This is a genomic window from Sphingomonas abaci, assembly GCF_014199625.1.
In the GTDB taxonomy this organism is placed as follows: domain Bacteria; phylum Pseudomonadota; class Alphaproteobacteria; order Sphingomonadales; family Sphingomonadaceae; genus Sphingomonas; species Sphingomonas abaci.
Genome location: NZ_JACHNY010000001.1, coordinates 233,013 through 251,200, shown reverse-complemented (window position 1 = coordinate 251,200; position 18,188 = coordinate 233,013). Strand labels below are relative to the sequence as shown.

15 protein-coding genes and 1 pseudogene are annotated in these 18,188 nt (G+C 64.7%); 5 read left to right on the top strand and 11 right to left on the bottom strand.

Annotated elements, in window-relative coordinates:
- Positions 1–169: 169 nt before the first annotated feature.
- The gene (locus GGQ96_RS01020) at positions 170–2,623 is read right to left on the bottom strand and encodes a GAF domain-containing hybrid sensor histidine kinase/response regulator (RefSeq protein WP_343058926.1); all 2,454 of its coding nucleotides are present in this window, start codon (positions 2,621–2,623) and stop codon (positions 170–172) included.
- A gap of 427 nt (positions 2,624–3,050) precedes the next feature.
- Here GGQ96_RS01020 and GGQ96_RS01015 point away from each other — a divergent pair.
- From GGQ96_RS01015 to GGQ96_RS01005, 3 genes and pseudogenes are all read left to right on the top strand, one after another.
- Positions 3,051–3,799: pseudogene (locus tag GGQ96_RS01015) on the top strand (IS5 family transposase).
- A 393-nt stretch (positions 3,800–4,192) separates the two neighbouring features.
- Positions 4,193–4,414 (top strand): hypothetical protein, encoded by a 222-nt coding sequence (locus GGQ96_RS01010; protein WP_184110714.1) that lies wholly within the window; start codon positions 4,193–4,195, stop codon positions 4,412–4,414.
- A 217-nt stretch (positions 4,415–4,631) separates the two neighbouring features.
- Complete coding sequence (locus GGQ96_RS01005) at positions 4,632–5,129, top strand: nucleoside deaminase (RefSeq protein WP_184110712.1); 498 nt, start codon at positions 4,632–4,634, stop codon at positions 5,127–5,129.
- An 11-nt stretch (positions 5,130–5,140) separates the two neighbouring features.
- Here GGQ96_RS01005 and GGQ96_RS01000 read toward each other — a convergent pair whose 3' ends face one another.
- The 5 genes from GGQ96_RS01000 to GGQ96_RS00980 form a co-directional block, all read right to left on the bottom strand.
- Positions 5,141–6,019 carry a polysaccharide deacetylase family protein gene (locus GGQ96_RS01000; protein WP_184110710.1) on the bottom strand — a complete coding sequence of 293 codons (879 nt, stop codon included), beginning with the start codon at positions 6,017–6,019 and terminating at the stop codon, positions 5,141–5,143.
- 90 nt (positions 6,020–6,109) lie between these two features.
- Positions 6,110–7,162 carry a lipocalin-like domain-containing protein gene (locus tag GGQ96_RS00995; RefSeq protein ID WP_184110708.1) on the bottom strand — a complete coding sequence of 351 codons (1,053 nt, stop codon included), beginning with the start codon at positions 7,160–7,162 and terminating at the stop codon, positions 6,110–6,112.
- Positions 7,162–9,675, bottom strand: a complete 2,514-nt coding sequence (locus GGQ96_RS00990) for an FtsX-like permease family protein (protein ID WP_184110706.1) — start codon at positions 9,673–9,675, stop codon at positions 7,162–7,164. The genes GGQ96_RS00995 and GGQ96_RS00990 overlap by 1 nt, the downstream gene beginning before the upstream one ends.
- Complete coding sequence (locus tag GGQ96_RS00985; RefSeq protein ID WP_184110704.1) at positions 9,668–10,354, bottom strand: ABC transporter ATP-binding protein; 687 nt, start codon at positions 10,352–10,354, stop codon at positions 9,668–9,670. The genes GGQ96_RS00990 and GGQ96_RS00985 overlap by 8 nt, the downstream gene beginning before the upstream one ends.
- 49 nt (positions 10,355–10,403) lie before the next feature.
- Positions 10,404–11,027 carry a class I SAM-dependent methyltransferase gene (locus GGQ96_RS00980; RefSeq protein WP_184110702.1) on the bottom strand — a complete coding sequence of 208 codons (624 nt, stop codon included), beginning with the start codon at positions 11,025–11,027 and terminating at the stop codon, positions 10,404–10,406.
- Here GGQ96_RS00980 and GGQ96_RS00975 point away from each other — a divergent pair.
- Positions 11,026–12,261 carry a spore photoproduct lyase family protein gene (locus GGQ96_RS00975; RefSeq protein WP_221239741.1) on the top strand — a complete coding sequence of 412 codons (1,236 nt, stop codon included), beginning with the start codon at positions 11,026–11,028 and terminating at the stop codon, positions 12,259–12,261. The genes GGQ96_RS00980 and GGQ96_RS00975 overlap by 2 nt on opposite strands.
- A gap of 164 nt (positions 12,262–12,425) precedes the next feature.
- Here GGQ96_RS00975 and GGQ96_RS00970 read toward each other — a convergent pair whose 3' ends face one another.
- The 5 genes from GGQ96_RS00970 to GGQ96_RS00950 form a co-directional block, all read right to left on the bottom strand.
- A complete protein-coding gene (locus GGQ96_RS00970; protein WP_184110700.1) occupies positions 12,426–12,725 on the bottom strand; it encodes a putative quinol monooxygenase in 300 nt (99 codons plus the stop codon).
- A 244-nt stretch (positions 12,726–12,969) separates the two neighbouring features.
- Entirely contained in the window at positions 12,970–13,731 is a 762-nt protein-coding gene (budC, locus tag GGQ96_RS00965; RefSeq protein WP_184110698.1) for a meso-2,3-butanediol dehydrogenase, read from the bottom strand.
- An 82-nt stretch (positions 13,732–13,813) separates the two neighbouring features.
- Entirely contained in the window at positions 13,814–14,899 is a 1,086-nt protein-coding gene (locus GGQ96_RS00960) for a catalase family protein (RefSeq protein WP_184110696.1), read from the bottom strand.
- 11 nt (positions 14,900–14,910) lie between these two features.
- Positions 14,911–16,026: a major royal jelly family protein gene (locus GGQ96_RS00955; RefSeq protein ID WP_246359996.1), complete on the bottom strand. Its 1,116-nt coding sequence runs from the start codon at positions 16,024–16,026 to the stop codon at positions 14,911–14,913.
- Positions 16,027–16,122: 96 nt separating this feature from the next.
- Positions 16,123–17,070: an alpha/beta hydrolase gene (locus GGQ96_RS00950; protein ID WP_246359995.1), complete on the bottom strand. Its 948-nt coding sequence runs from the start codon at positions 17,068–17,070 to the stop codon at positions 16,123–16,125.
- A 345-nt stretch (positions 17,071–17,415) separates the two neighbouring features.
- On the opposite strand from GGQ96_RS00950, the gene GGQ96_RS00945 reads away from it, so the two are divergent.
- Positions 17,416–18,114: a Crp/Fnr family transcriptional regulator gene (locus GGQ96_RS00945; protein ID WP_343058925.1), complete on the top strand. Its 699-nt coding sequence runs from the start codon at positions 17,416–17,418 to the stop codon at positions 18,112–18,114.
- Positions 18,115–18,188 lie beyond the last annotated feature (74 nt).

The window sequence follows — 18,188 nt, the reverse complement described above, 5'->3', positions numbered from 1 at the left end:
GCGTGACGGCAATCCGGACGGTCCGCCACGTATTGTCATCTGCATCCACCCCTGAATTTTCGAGCCGTGAGCGGCTATGTTTTTCGATCAAGCCTTGCCGTCTAATGCTTAGAAGTCTGCTTGTTGTACTTTCATTCGCAAATGATCTGGTGGCGGGGTGCGTTGTCCGTCATGATGGTATAGCCAACTGAACAAGCTGGTGCGGGAGAACCTTCGCACCGGCAATCGCCTGTTCGAGATCCGCTTGGCGGAACGGCTTCGGAAGGTGGGCGAGGTCGGGGGAAAGCGTCTCGACGTCGGCATAGCCTGAGACGATCAGTACGCCGACCTGAGGAAGCTGGGCACGCAACTGCCGGGCAAGCTCGGTTCCGGTCATCCCTGGCATCAGATGGTCTGACACAAGAAGATCGGGTACCAATCCGTCGGCAATCAACCGCAGTGCTGCATCGGCATTGTCAGCCTCGATGACCTCGTAGCCGATATCACCAAGCATCTGTGCCGCAGCAGCCCTGACCGCGTCCTCATCGTCGACGAGGAGCACACGACCTACCGAGGTGCCGATGTCGGCACCGGCGTCGAATGTCGTTGCTGGCGTGGCGACCACGGTGACCGTGCTGATCGGCAACCACATCTCCGCGGTCGTTCCAGCACCAGGGCTGCTTGTCAGCTGGAACGCGCCCCCGAGCTGACTGGCGAGTCCGTGAACCATCGACAGACCCAACCCGCTGCCTCGTCCCAAGCCCTTGGTCGAAAAGAATGGTTCAATGGCCCTGCTCAAGGTGTCGGCGTCCATGCCGAAACCTGTATCGGTAACAGCTAGATGGACGTAGCTTCCAGGGCTGAGGCGAGGATCGCCCTCATTGATCTGGCGGTCACTGACGTTGATCCTCAGCAGACCGCCGCCCGGCATCGCGTCACGGGCGTTCACTGCAAGGTTGACGAGCGCCATCTCAAGCTGGTTGCGATCAGCAAGGGCAGGGGGGAGATCCTCCTTGGTTTCGATAACGAGCTGCACCCGGGGCCCGAGGGTCGTCAAAAGCAGGGCCGAGATCTCGCGAACCATGGCCGCAAGATCCACTGCGCCAGCCTGTAAAGGCTGGCGTCGTGCGAAGGCGAGAAGCCGCTGGACCAGCGTGCGGGCCCGTTCTGCGGACTGGATCGCGCCATCGAGCAAACGCGAACTGCGATCGTCGTCGGGAACCTTGCGACGGATCAGGTCGAGGCTACCAAGGATGGGTGTCAGCAGATTGTTGAAATCATGTGCAACGCCGCCTGTCAGCTGCCCCATCGCCTCCATCTTCTGGCTCTGGCGGAGTGCCTCCTCGGTGGCGCGCAATATTTCGTCCTTGGCTCTTGCCTCCGTCACGTCACGCCCGGACCCGTAGATCAGGCTTCCGTCGACCGAGGTCAGCCAGGAGATCCAGCGGGTCGAGCCGTCGGTTGCGATGTAGCGGTTCTCAAAAACCGGCACTGGCTCGCCGCTCGTAGCAACCAGCAAGGCAACCTCGGTTCGATCAATATCATCTGGATGAACGAAGTCGCGATAGCTCCGGCCGACCACCTCGGAAGGGTGGTGTCCGAGCACCGTCTTCCAGGCCGGGCTGACCGAGTGAAGCATTCCACTGGCATCGACGGTGATGAGCAGGTCCCGAGATAGCTGCCATGTACGGTCGCGTTCTGCCGTTCTTTCGGTGACGCGACGCTCCAGCGTCTCGTTGGCTGCCTGTACCTCTGCCAGCAAGCGCGCATTCTCGATGGCCACGGCAGCCTGTGACGCAAGGCTGCCAATGAGTTCCTCATGATGATGTGAAAAGCATCCCGGCTTGGGATGGCCGAACAGCAGCCCTCCTAGAACTTTGCCGTCGCGAGCAACGACGGGGACGGCCAGATAGCTCGTAACGACCGGGTGTCCGGGTGGCATACCGCCATAGGGGGCGTTGAACCCGTACCGAGAGTCCTTTGTGATGTCCTCGGAGCGGATGACTTCGTTTCTAAATAGCGGCTCGAGAACCTTGGTGCCGCGCGGACGCCCAAGTTTTGTAAAAACTTCCCGATCGGCACCAGTGAGAGTGAAGAGGTGCAGGCGTTCGCCGCTCTCGTCGAGCACGTTGTGGAAGAATGCGCCCACCGAGGCACCTGTCAGTTCCACCCCCGCATCGGTGACCATCTGAACCAGTCGTTCAAGGTCGTGCTCCGCGGCAAGAGCGGTGTTGATCCGGTTGAGCGCTTTGACTGCCTTCTGTGCTCGGCTCTGCTCGCTGACATCCTCACAGGAAACGGCGACCCCGATCACTGAGCCGGCCGCGTCCCGCATTGGCACCCAATTCTGCCGCCAGACGCTCGTCTGATCGGGACGCGCGCGCGTTGGGCCGACAAGCTCGATATTGGTGAGTTCCTCGCCAGCGAGGACACGGTTGAATGCTGCCAGAGCCTGATCCGAGAGGTCGGGGATCATCTCCGTGACCGACCGACCGATATGGGCGGAGGCGGGTATCCCATTCAGCTGTGCAAGCTGCTCGTTGATGCGGACATAGCGTAGTTCCATGTCGAGAACCGCCAGGCCGATCGGCGATGCGTCGTACATGGCGGCAAGCTGCCTGGCTTGCTCTTCGACCTCAACCACCTGCTTCAATCTCCGGTGAGCTTCAAAAAATTACAAAGTGGCGGTTTGCCGCATTCTATGATGCTGAGAGAGGATGAGTTGATGGAAGGGCCTCTCGCGCATGTGATGGAACCTGCCGATCGATCATAAGTCAGCTGGTTTGGCATAGCCCTCGCTCCCCCTCGTCCAGCGCGACCTACGTGATCATCGCACATTGCGGGTCAGGATAGACCCAGGTGGCGTCCTGAGCCTTGATCCACGGCAAGAGAGTGTCGCCTCCTTCCCACATTTTGTCCTGTTGGTGGGGCTGCAATGGGTGTCGCACCTAGCGGAGCAAATGCGCAAAACCTAGAAACGGTGAGAGCGTTCTAGGGTCCAAACCCAATCAGCATCATGAGGGTTGATGGTTTTCCTGACTCACTGGCGGGTGGATCAGGAGGAGTGAGGCATGGCGCTGTACTGGTTGTCGGATGAAGCGTGGGCGGCGATCGAGCCGCATCTGCCCAAGAACCAGCCTGGCGCGCGGCGGGTAGACGACCGTCGGGTGATCTCCGGGATTGTGCATGTGCTGAAGGTCGGCTGCCGCTGGTGCGACTGCCCGGCCGATTACGGGCCGTCGACGACGATCTACAACCGGTTCAACCGCTGGTCGCGCCGTGGCTTCTGGCTCAGGCTGCTCGACGCGCTGGTGGATGCCGGCGCGGTCACTAGAAGTACCGCGATCGACAGCACCTGCATCAAGGCGCAACGCGCAGCCTTCGGCGGGGAAGGGGTGCCAGTTCCAGGCGATCGGTCGCTCGCGCGGCGGATGGACGACCAAGATCCACGCACTCACCGATGTCATCGGCCGCCCCGATGCGTTGATGCTGACGGCCGGCAATGTCACCCACATCAAGGCAGCGCCCGTCCTTCTCGAGCAGGCGGGCCGGATGCGTTATCTCCTTGGCGACAAAGGCTACGATGCCGACCGGCTGCGCTGCTCGCTACGTGACGCCGGAGCGGTTCCTGTCATTCCCGACAGGCGCAACCGGAAGCGCGTCATCCGATACGACAAGGAGCTACCGTGGCCGCCACCTGATTGAGAACGCCTTCTGCCGTCTCAAGGACTTCCGCCGTGTCGCCACCCGCTACGACAAACTCGCCGCCAACTTCCTCTCAGGCGTCGCCATCGCAACAGCGCTCGCCTTCTGGCTGTGATTGAGTCTTAGCCCTAGCAAGGCGTCTTGGGCCAGCTTATTTCAACAAGCCTGACATGCGCCCAGAGCAAGCAATATCACTGTGCTAAGTCCGCGATCCCGGAAGGTTCTCAGGCTAAAGCGACATGTCATGTGTTTGAGGATCAGCTGACGGTATGTTTCGTCCACCGCGACTACAATCATCGTGATGGCCAAGCCAGATAGAAGGACGGATGTTATTACCTTGTCTAGCGCTCCTCCGTGTGGGAGCGGGCTGGTGCGGGTCTGATCGTTGACCATCAGGACCTTCTCGCTTTCGAGGACATGAACCGAAGTCGATCTTCGCCATGCTCCAACACCACGCAGCCATTAGCCTCCCCTCGCGTTGGTTAGGTGAACGAGAGGATACCCACCGATGGACGATGCCGTGCAGACCCGCCGCCGCGAGATCGCGACCGAGCACCTGCTTTTTAAAACGATCGAGTATGTCGACGCGCGTCATCCAGGGCTGCTTGACGTCCTCGAGGCTAGTCTCGATCACTTAGGCGATCCGGCCGACGGCGCGGATAAGGACGACGAGGCGGTACGCGCGATCGCGCGGCGGATGATCGTCGGTGCTCGGCGCGAGGGCGCCTGAGGCGATCGGATGGCGCTGTACGTCGTCGGCTTTCAAGACGATGAAAGCCTCCGAGCCGTCTGCATGTTCGGCAAGCCCAATCTTCATCCACATCGGCTGGGATAGCTGGGCAAGGCTGGAGATAGTGCATGGCGACGTCGCAGTCTTCGCCATGGGGACCTTCGACGAAGAGCTGTTGCGATGCAGCTACTCTGATCCTCGAGAATGAGTGGAGAGGATGACCATCAAAGACAACGACCTTGCGTACCTACAACGTTGTGTCGAACTCGCTGCCGAGGCTGTCGTCGCTGGCGACCAGCCCTTCGGCTCCATCCTCGTTTCGGCCGTGGGCGAGGTGCTGTTCGAGGATCGGAACAGGACGGGCGGCGGAGACGCGACGCGCCACCCTGAATTTGCAATTGCCCGCTGGGCGGCCGAACATCTGTCCCCCGACGACCGGCGATCAGCAACGGTCTACACCTCGGGCGAGCATTGCGCGATGTGCGCTGCGGCGCATGGCCTGGCCGGGATGGGCCGGATAGTATTTGCCACGTCCACAGCCCAATTGAGCGAGTGGATGGACGAACTCGGCCGACCGTCGTCCGGCATCGCGCCGCTGAGGATCACTGACGTCGTGCCCAATGCGCAGGTCGAAGGACCGGTGGCAGCGTTAACCGATGAAGTTCGCGCGCTCCACACCCGCGCGAGCGTCGGCGTTGCGACGGCCAGTACCTAAGGCGGCAGGGTTCAGACCGCCAGTCCGTTCGCCTCGATGTGCTCGGCGATTTCGCCGGCGACGGTCCACCAGATGCGCGGATCGTCCGTCTCGCGAAGCTCGCTCAGTACCCGCGCGAGCGGGGGAACGCGATGCGCCTGACCCATGATGTATGGGTGGAGTGCGATGCCGAGCACGAGCGGCCGGCGGTCGCACTCGGATAGTAGTTGGTCGACCGCCGACCGGATCATGCCAACAAAGGTCTCAGCTTCCTGCTTGCGCTGGATGATCGCGGGTAGGTCGTTGACCTCCTGTGAGTAGGGCACCGACAGTAGACCGCCATGCTTGGTCATTAGTCGCGTTGGCTGGTCATCGTGGGCCCAGTCGAGAACGTAGCGGTAGCCTTCAGCGGCGAGTAGGTCGGGCGTATGGCGGCTCTCCGAGATCCACGGGCCGAGCCAACCGGTCGGGCGGGTGCCCAAGCTTGCCAGCCGCTCGGTCACGTCGCGGATCATGCGATCCTCGCTCGGCAGGACCATGCTTCCCTGCGCTCTGGCGTTGCTGCCGCCGTGTGCGGCGATCTCGTCACCCCGGTCGCGACAGGCCTCGGCGAGGCCCGGACAGCGGTCGAGCACGTCGGCGTTGAGGAGCGCAGTCGTGCGCAGCTCCAATCGGTCGAAGAGGTCGAACAGGCGCCACGCGCCGACGCGATTGCCATAGTCGCGCCAGGCGTAGTTCATGATGTCGGGCTCGGTCTGCGACGGTGCCAACTCCGCTCCCAGTCCGCCGCCGAAGTCAAACACCTCGTAGTTGACACCCAGGTAGATCGCCAGGCGACGTCCACCGGGCCAGTCGTAGTCCGGTCGGTTGATGATGGGCGAGTAGGGGTAGCGATCGTGCGAACTGCTCATGCGCGCTTGAACGTGCGAGCTCACCAAATGGCACGCGCTTGCAAGAACCCATGGAAGGACGGTCGGACGGCCGGTGTCTCGGCAACCTTCCTACATGCGCAAGGGGTCGGCATAGCCGGTCAGTTCTAGATAGCCTCTTCCGCCGTTGGTCCGAACGGCGCCTTCCCAATAGACCGGCTGACCCGCCGCGCGGGCATCGACCTCTTGGTCGACGAAGATCGGCCGGAGCGGGAAGTCACGGACACCTTCAGGCAATCGTATCCTCAGCAGCTGTGCAACCGGATAGCGCGCGCCCGTCTTCCTCGATCGCCAGCGCGCTATTGGTGAGAAGGTAACGTCTGCGGGCAGCAGTCGGGTCGTGCGACCATCGGGACGACGATAGGAGCCGCCCGACCAGAGCACCCCGCCGCCCTTGCGGCGAATGCTGAAGGCCATGAGCGCGGCACCGTCGTCGAGATTGAGGCCGGTCCAGTCCCAGCCGGCGGCATTCGGCGCGAGATAGTCGGACGACCATTCGCGGTCGAGCCAGGCCTCCCCGGTCATGCGCTCGGGTTTCCCCGCCCGGACGACCGTGCCGGAAACCGCGAAATGCGGCACGGAATAATAATAGCTCGCCTGTTCGGGCCTGGGTCCCTTGCGGCTATAGCCACCCTGGCCCTGTGGCAGCGGGGGCTGCGTGGGGCGGAACGTCAGATCGAGCGAGAAGTCGCGGCCGCCGACGTGGGTGGTGAACCGACCGTCTGCGATATGCCGGAACGTCCAGCCGTTCAGCCGGACGTCCGCGTCGCCGGTTGCGGCGCCCGCGAGCCCGAAGCCGGCGCGGGCGGCGCGCTCAGCATGGAGGATGTGGCCGATGCGCGGGTCGGACAGCGCGGCGTGCGCGAAGATCACCTGACGGGCGGCGAAACGGCTTGGGTTCCCGGCACCGGCGTGCGGGTTGACGCGGAAGAAGGTGACCTGGAAGCCGACGTCCCGGCCATCCTCGCCCTTCAGCCAGCCGGTGACGTACCACCATTCGGTGCGGAAGGCGGGGTGTGCGCCATGATCCGCTGGAAAGGACAGCCGGATGCCGGGGCGGACGACGGGATAGGGCGACGGAGCCGCCAGACCCGCGGCAGCGATCGCGGCGAGAAGCACGCGCATCACCAGTCCTCCCTGACGGCGGCGACCGCGTCGGCGGCCGTGGCGCGTCTGCCAGCTACCATCGCGGTCGCGGCCGCCGCGCCGGTCAGTGCTGCCGTCACGCCTGCGATCGTACCGAACGGCCAGATGGTGGTCATGGTCCAGTTGAACGACTGTGGATTGACGACGTGGATCAGCACTTGGCCGAGCAGTGCCCCAAGCGCCACGCCCGCGACCGCGCCGATCAGCCCGAGCAGCGCGCCCTCGCTCGCCAGCATCGCCGTGATCTGCCCACGGGTGAGGCCGAGGTGGCGCAGCATGCCGAACTCCTTCGATCGGGCGATCGTCTGCGCCGACATCGTCGCTGCCACCCCCGCGAGGCCGACCAGGATCGCCACCGCCTCAAGCACGTAGGTGATCGCAAAGCTGCGATCGAACAAATCCAGGGCGAAGCGGCGGAGCGTCGCCGGCTCTGCCACGGAGACGCCCGCCGGTAGCAGGGCCGCCGTCGCGCGGCGCACCGTGGCAAGGTCGCTTCCCGGCGCCAGGGTGATCGCCGCTTCGTCGCGCCCGCGATCACCGGTCAGGCGGAGATAGTCGACGTCGCGGATCACCAGCGCGCCTTGTTGCCTGGCATAGTCGCGCCAGACGCCGGCGACCGTGAAGCGGATCGGCTGCCCGCCGACTGGGAGGATGACCGAGCGCCCCGGCGACCAGCCATAGAGACGGGCCGCCGGCTCGGACACCCATACCGGTGTCGCGCGGGCGGGCACCGGGGCCCGGTCGATCAGCACCAGCAGCGGGTCACCGGCGTCACCCCGCACCGGGCGTGCGATCAGCGTCACTGGTGGTCGGTCGGCTGCGATCGTGAGAGGCAGTTGACGGCTGAACGCCACGCTTCGGATGCCGCGGACGGCCGCGATCCGGCGCTGCACGGCTTCGTCAAGGTCACCGCTCTCCGCGCGCAGGTAGAGGTCGGCGGAAAGCACCTGGCCCAGCCAGCCGTCGACGGCGCCGCGGAAGCTCGTCACCATCGTCGCCATCGCAATCATCAGCGCGGTGGAGGCGACGATCCCGCACAACGCGATCGCCGCCTGGCCCGGTGCGCCCTGAACGTGGCGGATAGCGAGGAGCCGGGGCACGGATGCGAAGTCGCGCCCTCGCCACGGTGACAGGAGCGACCGGACCAGCCACGGCACGCCGGCAACGCCTCCGGCGAGGAGCAGCGCCATGCTGACGAAACCGAACACCGGCAAGCCGCCCACCGCCGGCAGGAAGGCCGTCGCGGTACCGGCAAGCAGTAGCAGCAGGGCCGGATGCCACGGCACCGGTGCGCGCGGATCCAGCACGTCGCCCGCGTTCCTCAGTGCCGCTGCCGGCGCGGCACGGGAGGCGGTGCGAGCCGGGATGACGCTGCCGAGCAAGGCCGCCGCAAGCCCGAGCGTGAAGAAGCCCGCTGCCGCGGCCCGTTGGAACACGACGTGCGTCGTACCGCCAGCGAAATAGCCGCCGCCCAGGTCGCCGCCGAACAGCCGCAACGCAGCGGCCGCCATGGCATAGCCGGCCGCCAGCCCAAGGGCCGCCCCGACGACGCCGATGATGACGCCTTCCAGCGCCACCGCCGCGACGATGCCGCTGCGCGGCAGCCCGAGCGTGCGCACCAGCGCGAAGGCGCGCAACCGGCGCGCCACCGACAGCGTCTGGGCGGAGAAGACAAGGAAGCCGCCGGTGAGCAACGCCACAAGCGCCAGCATGTCGAGGTTGACGCGATAGGCCCGGCTGAGCACATCGCCTTGGCGCGCCTGGCTCTCGCCCGAGACGATGTTCGCATCCGCGCCGAGCGATGCGGGCAGCGCACGTTCGGCAGCAGCGCGGTCGCCGAGCTTCAGGTCGAGCCGATCGATGCGACCGAGCCTGCCGAAGCGCCACTGTGCTGCCGCAATGTCGATCGTGCCGAGCGCCTGATCCTCGGGTGCGCCCGGAAGGGTGCCTGCAACGACGAGGTTCGCGCTGCGGCCGTTTGCCGTCACCGTAACACGTTCGCCCATCCGGACACCTGTCGCCGTCATCGCGGCGCGCGTCAGGAACAGCGCGTCGTCGGCGAACACGTCGTCGCTCCGCGCGTCGGGTCCGCTGGGCCGCGTGCCGACGAGGCTCGGCGTCACCGCCGCTGCGCGGATGACGTCCAGGCCGAGCAGCGTGAAGCGTCCGGAGCCCGCGCGCGCGGGCAGGCTTACCACGGGGCTCGCGTCCGCGACACCGGCGGTGGTCACGACCCGCGGGTACAGTCGCTCGTCGAAGCCGAGCGGTGTTCGGGCGCGGATCTGGAGGTCGGCGGCTCCGTTTACGCCCGTCACCGCCTGCTCGAACGATGCAAGCGCCGATCCATTGACGAGGTGCACGGCGAAGCCGAGCGCGACGCCGACCGCGATCGCAACCGCCGTGGCGGCGAAGCGGCCCGGATGCCACCGCCACTCGCCCAAGACCAGCCAGGCGAGTGCGAGCCGGGAGCGCAGCAGGCCGGGCTCAGCCATCCGCTGGTATCTGCGCCTGCTCGACCAAGCCATCGGCGGTGAGCCGCAGCACCCGGTCGGCGACGGCTGCGGTGGCCGCCGAGTGCGTCACGAGCACCGCGGCCGCCCCGCGCGACCGCACGGCGCGCGCGAAAAGGGCGAGCACGCGCGTCGCGGTGTCCGGATCGAGATTGCCGGTCGGCTCGTCGGCGAGAATGACGGCCGGGCGGTGGACCAGCGCCCGGGCGATCGCCACCCGTTGCAGTTCGCCGCCGGACAGGTCGCGGGCATAATCCCGGCCCCGGTCGCCGAGCCCGACCTCGGCCAGCATCTCGCCGGCGCGCACCCGTGCCGCCGCGGCGTCGGGGGAAATCAGCGCGAGCGGCAAGGCTACGTTCTGCTCGAGCGTGAGATAGGGCAAGATGTGGAAGGCCTGGAAGACAAAGCCGATGCGTTCGCGCCGCAACCGGGTGCGAGGCGCCTCGGCAAGGCCGGCGAACGAGGTGCCTTCGATCCGGACCTGGCCCGCATCGGCGTCGTCGAGTCCGGCCAGGATGTTGAGCAGCGTCGACTTGCCCACACCGGAGTCCCCGGTGATCGCCACGAGTTCGCCCGGAGCGATCGACATGGACAGATCATGGAAGAGTCGCCTGTCGCGGCCGACCGTCTTCGCCAGCCCTCTCGTCTCGATCGCCTGCATCGTCGCAGAACGGTCTAGCGACCGCTTCGGTCCGGAGGGATTGCCGCGGTCAGGCGCGGGCGTCGACGGCGATCAGCGGATCGCCGGAACGCCCGTCGGCAAGGACGAGCGCGCGAATGTCGCCGAAGCCCGCCCTCTCGCAATAGAGCCGGATGAGGGCGGCCTGGCCTTCCATGTCGAGGTGGCGCCAGATCGCCACGGCTTTCGTGGGGAAGCACCGGTTGGAATAGCTGGCCACGATCACGCCACCCGGACGCAGCACGCGCCGCAATTCCCGGAATACCGATACGGGGCGCTGCAGATACTGGACGCCGACGCAGATGAGGACGGCATCGAAGGCGGCGTCTGGCTCGGCGAGGACCGGGTCGCGATTGAGGTCTTGGACGAACCACCGGCCAAGCCGTGGATTGGCCCCGAGCTCGTCGGCGTTCATGCCGTGACCGACGACGTCCAGAGCCAAGTCTGGTGGCAGATGGCTGACCCAGCTCGACATGAGGTCGAGCACGCGATCGCCGGGCGTGAGTAGCGACGCGTAATGGTGGGTCAGCGCGGCAACCGCAGCGTCGTCGATGTGCGTGACGAGGCGAGGGGCCGAGTAGAAGTCGAGATCCGCCTCGCAGTCCTGCTTGTCGAAGGCGTGCTCGGGAAGCCCGAGTTCCTCCGCCTCGCTCATGGCATATCCTCTGCGGCGGTTAGCCTGCGGGATTCTGGCTGCAAAGCGGTCTTGCTGGCGACATCCGGGGTGCTGTTCGCGTCCATCCTGCAAGGACGTCTGCCAACCCGTGACGTTCCTCCCGTCCCTCGACATGGCAGCCCCACCGCCGGCACCCCATATCGTCGACATGGCGCTGCCCCGGACCCTTATCGATCCCAAGCTCATCTATCTGGAGCCGGCAGTGCGGGAATATCCGCGCGGGCGGGAGGTTCTGGCGCGCTTCCCGGATGCCGAACTGGTCGAGGTTGCGAGCCACTGGCGGATACCGCAGCTCGCCGATCCGGCGCTCGCCGAAAACTGGTTGCGGGTGAAGCGTGAAACGCTTGTGCTCGGCGTCAAGAAGGGCATGGCGATGCGGCCCAACGGCCGCTCGGCCGACTTTATCGCGCCATCCTCGTCCAACGGCTGCGCGATGGCCTGTGCCTACTGTTATGTCGGGCGGCGGAAGGGCTACGCCAACCCGATCAGCGTCTTCGTCAACGTCGACGACGTGACCCGTGCGCTGGCGCGGCATGCGGCGCGGCTTGGCCCCAAGATCGAGCCCAACACCATCGATCCGGTCGACTGGGTCTACGACCTTGGCGAGAACGGCGACCTGTCCGTTGATGCCTCGCTATCGGATAACGTCCGGGACTTGGTGGCTGCGTTTCGCGACATCCCGAACGCCAAAGGTTCTTTCGCGACCAAGTACGTCAACCGAGACCTTCTCGACTATGACCCGCAGGGCCGTACCCGCATCCGTTTCAGCCTCATGCCCGACACGATCGCCAAGGTGGTCGACGTGCGCACGTCGCCGATGTCGGAGCGGATCGCCGCCATCAACGACTTCGTCGCTGCAGGCTACGAGGTTCATGTCAACTTCTCGCCCGTGATCGTCCATGAGAGCTGGGAGGCGGAGTGGAAGGCCCTGTTTGCAGAGCTGGACGCGGCGCTCTCGCGGGCGGCGCGGGCGCAGCTCAAGTGCGAGGTCATCTTCCTCACCCACAATGAGGGGCTGCACGATCTCAACCTTCAGTGGCACCCCCGCGCCGAGGAATGGCTGTGGCGCCCCGACATCCAGGAGGCCAAGTGGAGCCAGTCCGGTATGCGGAACCTGCGATACAAGGCGAACTGGAAGCGGCAATGGCTCGACCGCTTCCTGGGATGGCTCAAGGAAGCCATGCCATATTGTCAGGTCCGCTATGCCTTCTGATCCGGAAGCCTATGACCCTGTGACGCGAAATCCAGTCTGCGAGCTCCGTTTGGCTCCGCAGTGTAATAGGATCACCTGAATTGGCGTCTGCTTCGTGGAACCGTCGACTGGGTGACAGCAACCAAAACTGAGTGTGTCTCGGTGAGTGGGACGAAGACGCGGAGTCAATCGACGACGTCGATCGGGAGCGTCTTGATGATGATCGGTCGCGCTGCCGCGAGGTCGCGTGCGGCCAAGCCAAATGCTTTGAAATGGTCCGAAGCCATATGGGCTGCAACGGCGGCATCATCGACATAGAGCTCGTTGAAGACGTAGCGCTGTTCGCCATTGGTTTCGCGCCACAGGTCATAGTGCAACACGCCCGCTTCGGCGCGGGAAGCGGCGACGCAGAGCCTCGCCGCCTCAACGAAGGCGTCTTCCTGTCCAGGCTTCACTGATACGAACGCAACGACCTTCACCGACATCGTCGATCTCCCGATCCGAAATTGCTGAGTGGACACATTCGGGCATGACATCAAGCTTCCCGACCGACATGAATGGATGACCGCTTCTGGGAAGCCCCGCTTGTACCAAGAACGACCGGACGTGCGTCAACGTACGCGACCTAACTTCCATCGGCTTGACGTATTTGTTCGATGATGGATGCGGCACCAGCGACATGGTCAATTTTCGGAAAGTGGGCGGGCGCAATCGCCCGCCCCACATTCATCAAGACAGCGGCGGTTGCCCGTTTGAGGCAGTAAGGCCGCCATCGACCGGCAGGTTCACGCCCGTCACAAAATGCGCGTCCTCGCTCGCCAGGAACGCGATCGCCCCCGAGATATCGGCTGGCTCGGCGCCGCGGCCCAACGGGATGCGCTCTTCGAACTTGGCGATGAGCTCAGGCTGTTCCTTCATGCCCGCGGTCAGCGCGGTGTAGGTGAGCGACGGGTTGACCGCGTTGACTCGGACGCCGTTCTTTGCCTCATCCATCGCCAGCGCACGGGTGAAGTTGCTCACCGCCCCCTTCGCCGCGCAGTAGAAGCTGTGGTTCCAGTCGCCGCCGAGCCCGGACACTGATGAGACGTTGACAATGCAGCCTTTCGACTGGCGCAAGTGCGCGATCGCCGCGCGGCTCATGTGCACGACGCCGTACAGGTCGGTTTCGATGACCTTGGTGAATTCGGCGAAGTCGCCCTCGTCGACCTTGCCCAGATGATCGACGCCGGCGTCGTTGACCAGCACGTCGATCCGACCGAAGCGATCGATCGCAGCCTGGACGAGCGCCTCGCATGCAGCGTGATCGGACACGTCGGTCTCGCAGGTTTCGACTGTGCCGTGCAGTTCGCCCGCCAGCTTGTCGAGCGCGGCCTTGTCGATGTCGCCTAACACCAGCGTCGCGCCTTCCTCGGCGAAGCGGCGCGCGACGCCTTCACCGATTCCCGAGGCGGCACCGGTGATGACGATGACCTTGTTGGAAAAGCGCGCCATTACGCGTTCTCCGGCTGAATGTCGTGGGTGTCTTGCAGCTTCATGATCGTCCTCTCACACTGAACAGCACTGGCGTTCCAGCTCAGGCCGGAATGTCCTGGATGGTGGCGGTGTTCGCGGCGGCGATGCCGTTCTCCCGGTGGCGGAAGTCGCTGAGCGCCTGGTAGACCTGCATGCGCGCCCGCATCACGCCGCCCAGCGGGCGGTGTGCTTCCAGGCTATGAGCCGGGCGGAACGTCATCACCTCATCGAAGTAGCGGACGCGGTCGGGACCATAGGCCGATTGCCGCGGCAGCCGGATCGTGGCGACGGTGCGGTACGAACTTTCGTTCGTCGGCCAGTCGACGGAGGTGTCCTCGATGGGCTGCGTCTCGGCATCGGTCCACAGCTGTGCCCGAAGCTCGAACATCGCATCGTTGCTCGCGAAGTAATCCACCGCGGCATGGCGGAAGCCATCCTCATCCTGATGCGGGTCGAGCTGCCAATCGGCGAGCGCCCGTTGCTCGGCTGCGACGGGGAAAGCCCCGATCTTGGCGACATGCTCGCCGAAGCGCACCGGGCATTGGCTGAAATATTCCTCGACCAGCGGGTGGCTGAAGGGGTGGCCATAGAAGTCCAGCGTCGGGCTTGGACTCGCACCGACGGCGTTCAACATCTTGTTGATGTTTCGAGCAACAGAGGCTGCCTCGCTCTTTACCCCCTCGGGCATGGGAACCGTCAAGCCAATCTTCTTGGCTTGCGAGAGGAAGCCTGCGGCGGTCCCCGCCGGGAAGGTCGTGCCACTGGCGAGGACGAAGTCCTGCGTCGGCGCGTCATGGCCGGGCAGCTTCGCGCCCTCGACGCCGAACACCTTGATTGACATGCCACGATGGGTCGAGACGCGATCGCCGAGCTTTTCACCGGGTCCTTGCGCGAAGCGGACGGCGACATCGAACGCGCCGGGTTCCGCAAATAGGCCTTGGGCGAGCTCGGGCGGCAACCCGGGTGCGACGATGAGCTGGCCGATCACGCAAGCCGTGCTCTTGGCATGGCTCGCCCGTACCGCGTGCCCGTCACGCTTTTCGACCGTCTGGCTCTCCTGGGTCATGCCCTGGATGATGCCGTCGATGTTCTCCTGTTCGTCGGACTCTGGTGTTTCGATGTTGGGCGAATAGCGCAGATAGGTCATGGGGTGTCCGATCACTTGGCGGGCGCGAAGGAGAATAGTTGCGTCTTGATCGACGGCGGTGCGCCGGGCGTGAACCAGTTGGTGTCCTGAATATGACTAGCGGTGACGTACATCGTCCCGTCACGCCCTTCGGAGAAGGTGTCGGGCCAGCGTAGGCGGCGGTCGGTCAGCACCGTCTCGACGGTCGCGCCGTTCAGCCGCTTGATCGCATAGTCGGTCGGCGAGGTGAGGTAGAGCACGCCTGCCTTGCTCATCCATAGGCCGTCGGCAACGTGGGTCTGCGCGACCGTCTTCACCGCTGCCGCCCTGTCGGCCTCGCTGACGTCCGACCGCAGCTTGGCGGTGTCGATCGCGTACAGCGTCTTTCCGGTCAGCGCCTGATAGTAGAGCGTCTTGCCGTCTTTGGAGATCGCGATGCCATCGGCGGCGAAGGCCGGCTGGCGGCCATCGGGACGGACCAGCGGCTTGCCGTCGAGCGTCACCTTCACCGTCTTGTCGATCTGCGTCGAGGCGTGCCCGTCGAGCGCGCGGTGGCTCTTGCCGCTCTCTAGGTCGACGACGATGATCGCGCCGCGCGTACCGCTGTCGGTGATGTAGCCGGTCTTGCCGTCGGGCGAGAAGCGGATGTCGTTGAGGTAGGTGCCCTGCAATGCCACATCGCCGGGAACCAGGATCGTCTTCGTCACCGTGTTGGATGCCAGATCGATGCGGACGAGCTTGGGCGCGCCTTCGAGGATCTTCTCGTTTCCGGGCGCGCCGGGATCCAGCACCCAGAGATTGCCGTGGCCATCCGGCACGATCGATTGCACGCAGACGAAGTAATCGCCGACCGGCAGTTCGTTGGCGCGGGCGTTGCGCCAGCTGTTCCACTTGGCGTCGGGATAGGGGCGTAAGGATCCGTCCTTCATCACCTCGGCAACCGAGATGGGCGCGTCGTCGGTCCAGCGGGGAAAGTTGACGAAGCGTCGGCCATCTTCGGTCACCGCCACGCCGGTGGCCTGATGATCGAACTGCGCCACCTGGGTCAGCTGTGCGCTGCGTCCCTGGGCATGCGCGACGCCGGCTGCCGCAGCGGCGACCAGGCCGACGGCGGCGATCGCGGCGGCATAGGGGGCGGCTTTCTTCATGGGCAGTTTCCTATCGATGACATCGGTGAGCGCGGCGGGGTCGCCGGCGGATAAGGTGAACAGGTGAAGGGCGGCAGGCGCCGCCCCTCCCTTTGGTCAACGCGCCAGCGCTGTTTTGAGCCGTGCAACGGCGAGATCGTTTGCTTGCTTCGCGCCGCCCACGACTTTGGCCATGCCGAAGAATTCGTGGGTCACGCCCGGATAGGTCTTCTGTTCGACCTGGTCGCCGGCTGCACGCATGGCGGCCGCCAGCGTTTCGCCATCCGAGCGCAGCGGATCGATCTGCGCGTTGATGATCGTCGTCGGGGGAAGCCCACGGAGGTTTGCGGCGACCAAGTTCAACCGGGGATCCTGCGCATCCGCCTTGCTGTTCTGATAGTAATAGCCGAACCAGGGCAGCATGGCGCCGTTCAACGGCTTGGCATTTGCCGAGTCCCGTCGAGACGGCAGGGTCATGCTGCTGTTGGCGATCGGGTAGACCGACACGATGTGGCGCGGCAGCGTCAGGCCGTTGTCACGCGCATAAATAGCTGTCGCGACCGCGAGATTGCCACCGGCGCTCTCACCGACCGTGGCGATCCGGGCCGGGTCGCCGCCCCAGCTCGCCGCGTTCTGCAGCGTCCAGCGGTAGGCCGCTGCCGCATCCTCATGCTGAGCGGGGAACTTGAATTCGGGGGCATGGCGGTATTCCACCGAGACGACGATGGCATTCAACGCCTTCGCCATAGCGCGTGGTGCCGCATCGTAGGTCGCAACATCGGCGATCACCCAGCCCCCGCCGTGGTAATAGACGACGACTGGCATCGGCTTGCCTCCAGCGGGGGCGTTGACCGGCTTGTAGATGCGCGCAAATTGCTTGGTATCTGATCCGTACGGTACGTCTTGGGTCGTCACGGAAGCGTCGGGCTCCGGAGAAATGCCCTTCTTGGCCATCACTGCCTTGGCGCCATCAGCGGCCGACGGCTGCATACGCGCCTCGGCGGGGGTCAGCGTCTCGATTGGCTTGCCGCCAAGTGACGCAAGGGCATCGAGCACGGCCTGCATGTCGGGCGCCGCCTTGGCAGGCTGGACAGACGTCGCGGGAGGCGGGGGAGGGGGCGGAGCGGACATCGAGCGAGGGGATTGCGCGATCGCTGGCATGGCCGCGACGATGAGAGCGGCCGCTAGTGGGCCGAAACGGTAAACGTTGCGCAAATTGTCCTCCTGTATGGTTCAGGAGGCAACACATCGGTGGCGACGACCGTTTCGGTACGAAAGTAGACCAAGCAGATCGGGCTGGCCGATGCCACGTCCCGCTTGTAGGCTGACCGAATGGATACCCAACTTCTAAGCCTAATCGACCCGGCGTCAGCACCTGGTATAGAACAGCATGAGAATGGCTTGCTGCAGGTGCTGTCCGGTGCTGACCGGGCGGCATTGGAGCCCCACCTCGAACGGGTTTCTTTTCGTAACGGCGATATAATCGCACGCGCTGGCGATCCCGCCGACAGCGTCTGTTTCCCGCTCACAGGAATTGCGGCTGTTCTGGACACCCTGGAGGATGATCGGAGGTACGCGGTCGCCCTGGTTGGGAATGAGGGATTCATCGGCTGGCCGGTGCTCCTCGGTAATGATCGCTGGCCACATGATGTCGTCATGCGCGCCGAGGACGGTGTGGCGATGCGCTTGCGAGCAGATCATCTCCAAACGGCGATCAATGCCCAGCCAAATATCCGTGTAGTTCTGCTGCGCTTTACCGGCGTATTGATGAGTCAGATGGCGCGGACGATCGTGTCGTCGCTCGCTCATTCAATCGAGCGACGGATGGCGCGTTGGATCCTGCTCTATCACGACCGTGTCCGCGGGGACGAAATCTGCATGACGCACGAAGAATTTCGCTTGATGCTCGGAGTTCGCCGTAGCAGTGTTACGGATGCACTCCATAGATTGGAGGAAAGCCAGGCGATACGTTCGACGAGAGGAAGCCTTATGGTCCGCGATCGTGACGCGCTGTTGGAGCTTGTGGGCGACACGTATGGCTATGCCGAACAGGAATATCGCCGCCTGTTGCCTGCATCGGGTGCCACTGACTGTGGTAAACTGCGCTAGGAAGGCCCCCTCGTATCTTCGTCAACTTGTCGGCCGAATATGCCCTGGGTGGCGATCTTGTCGCTGGGTGCCGC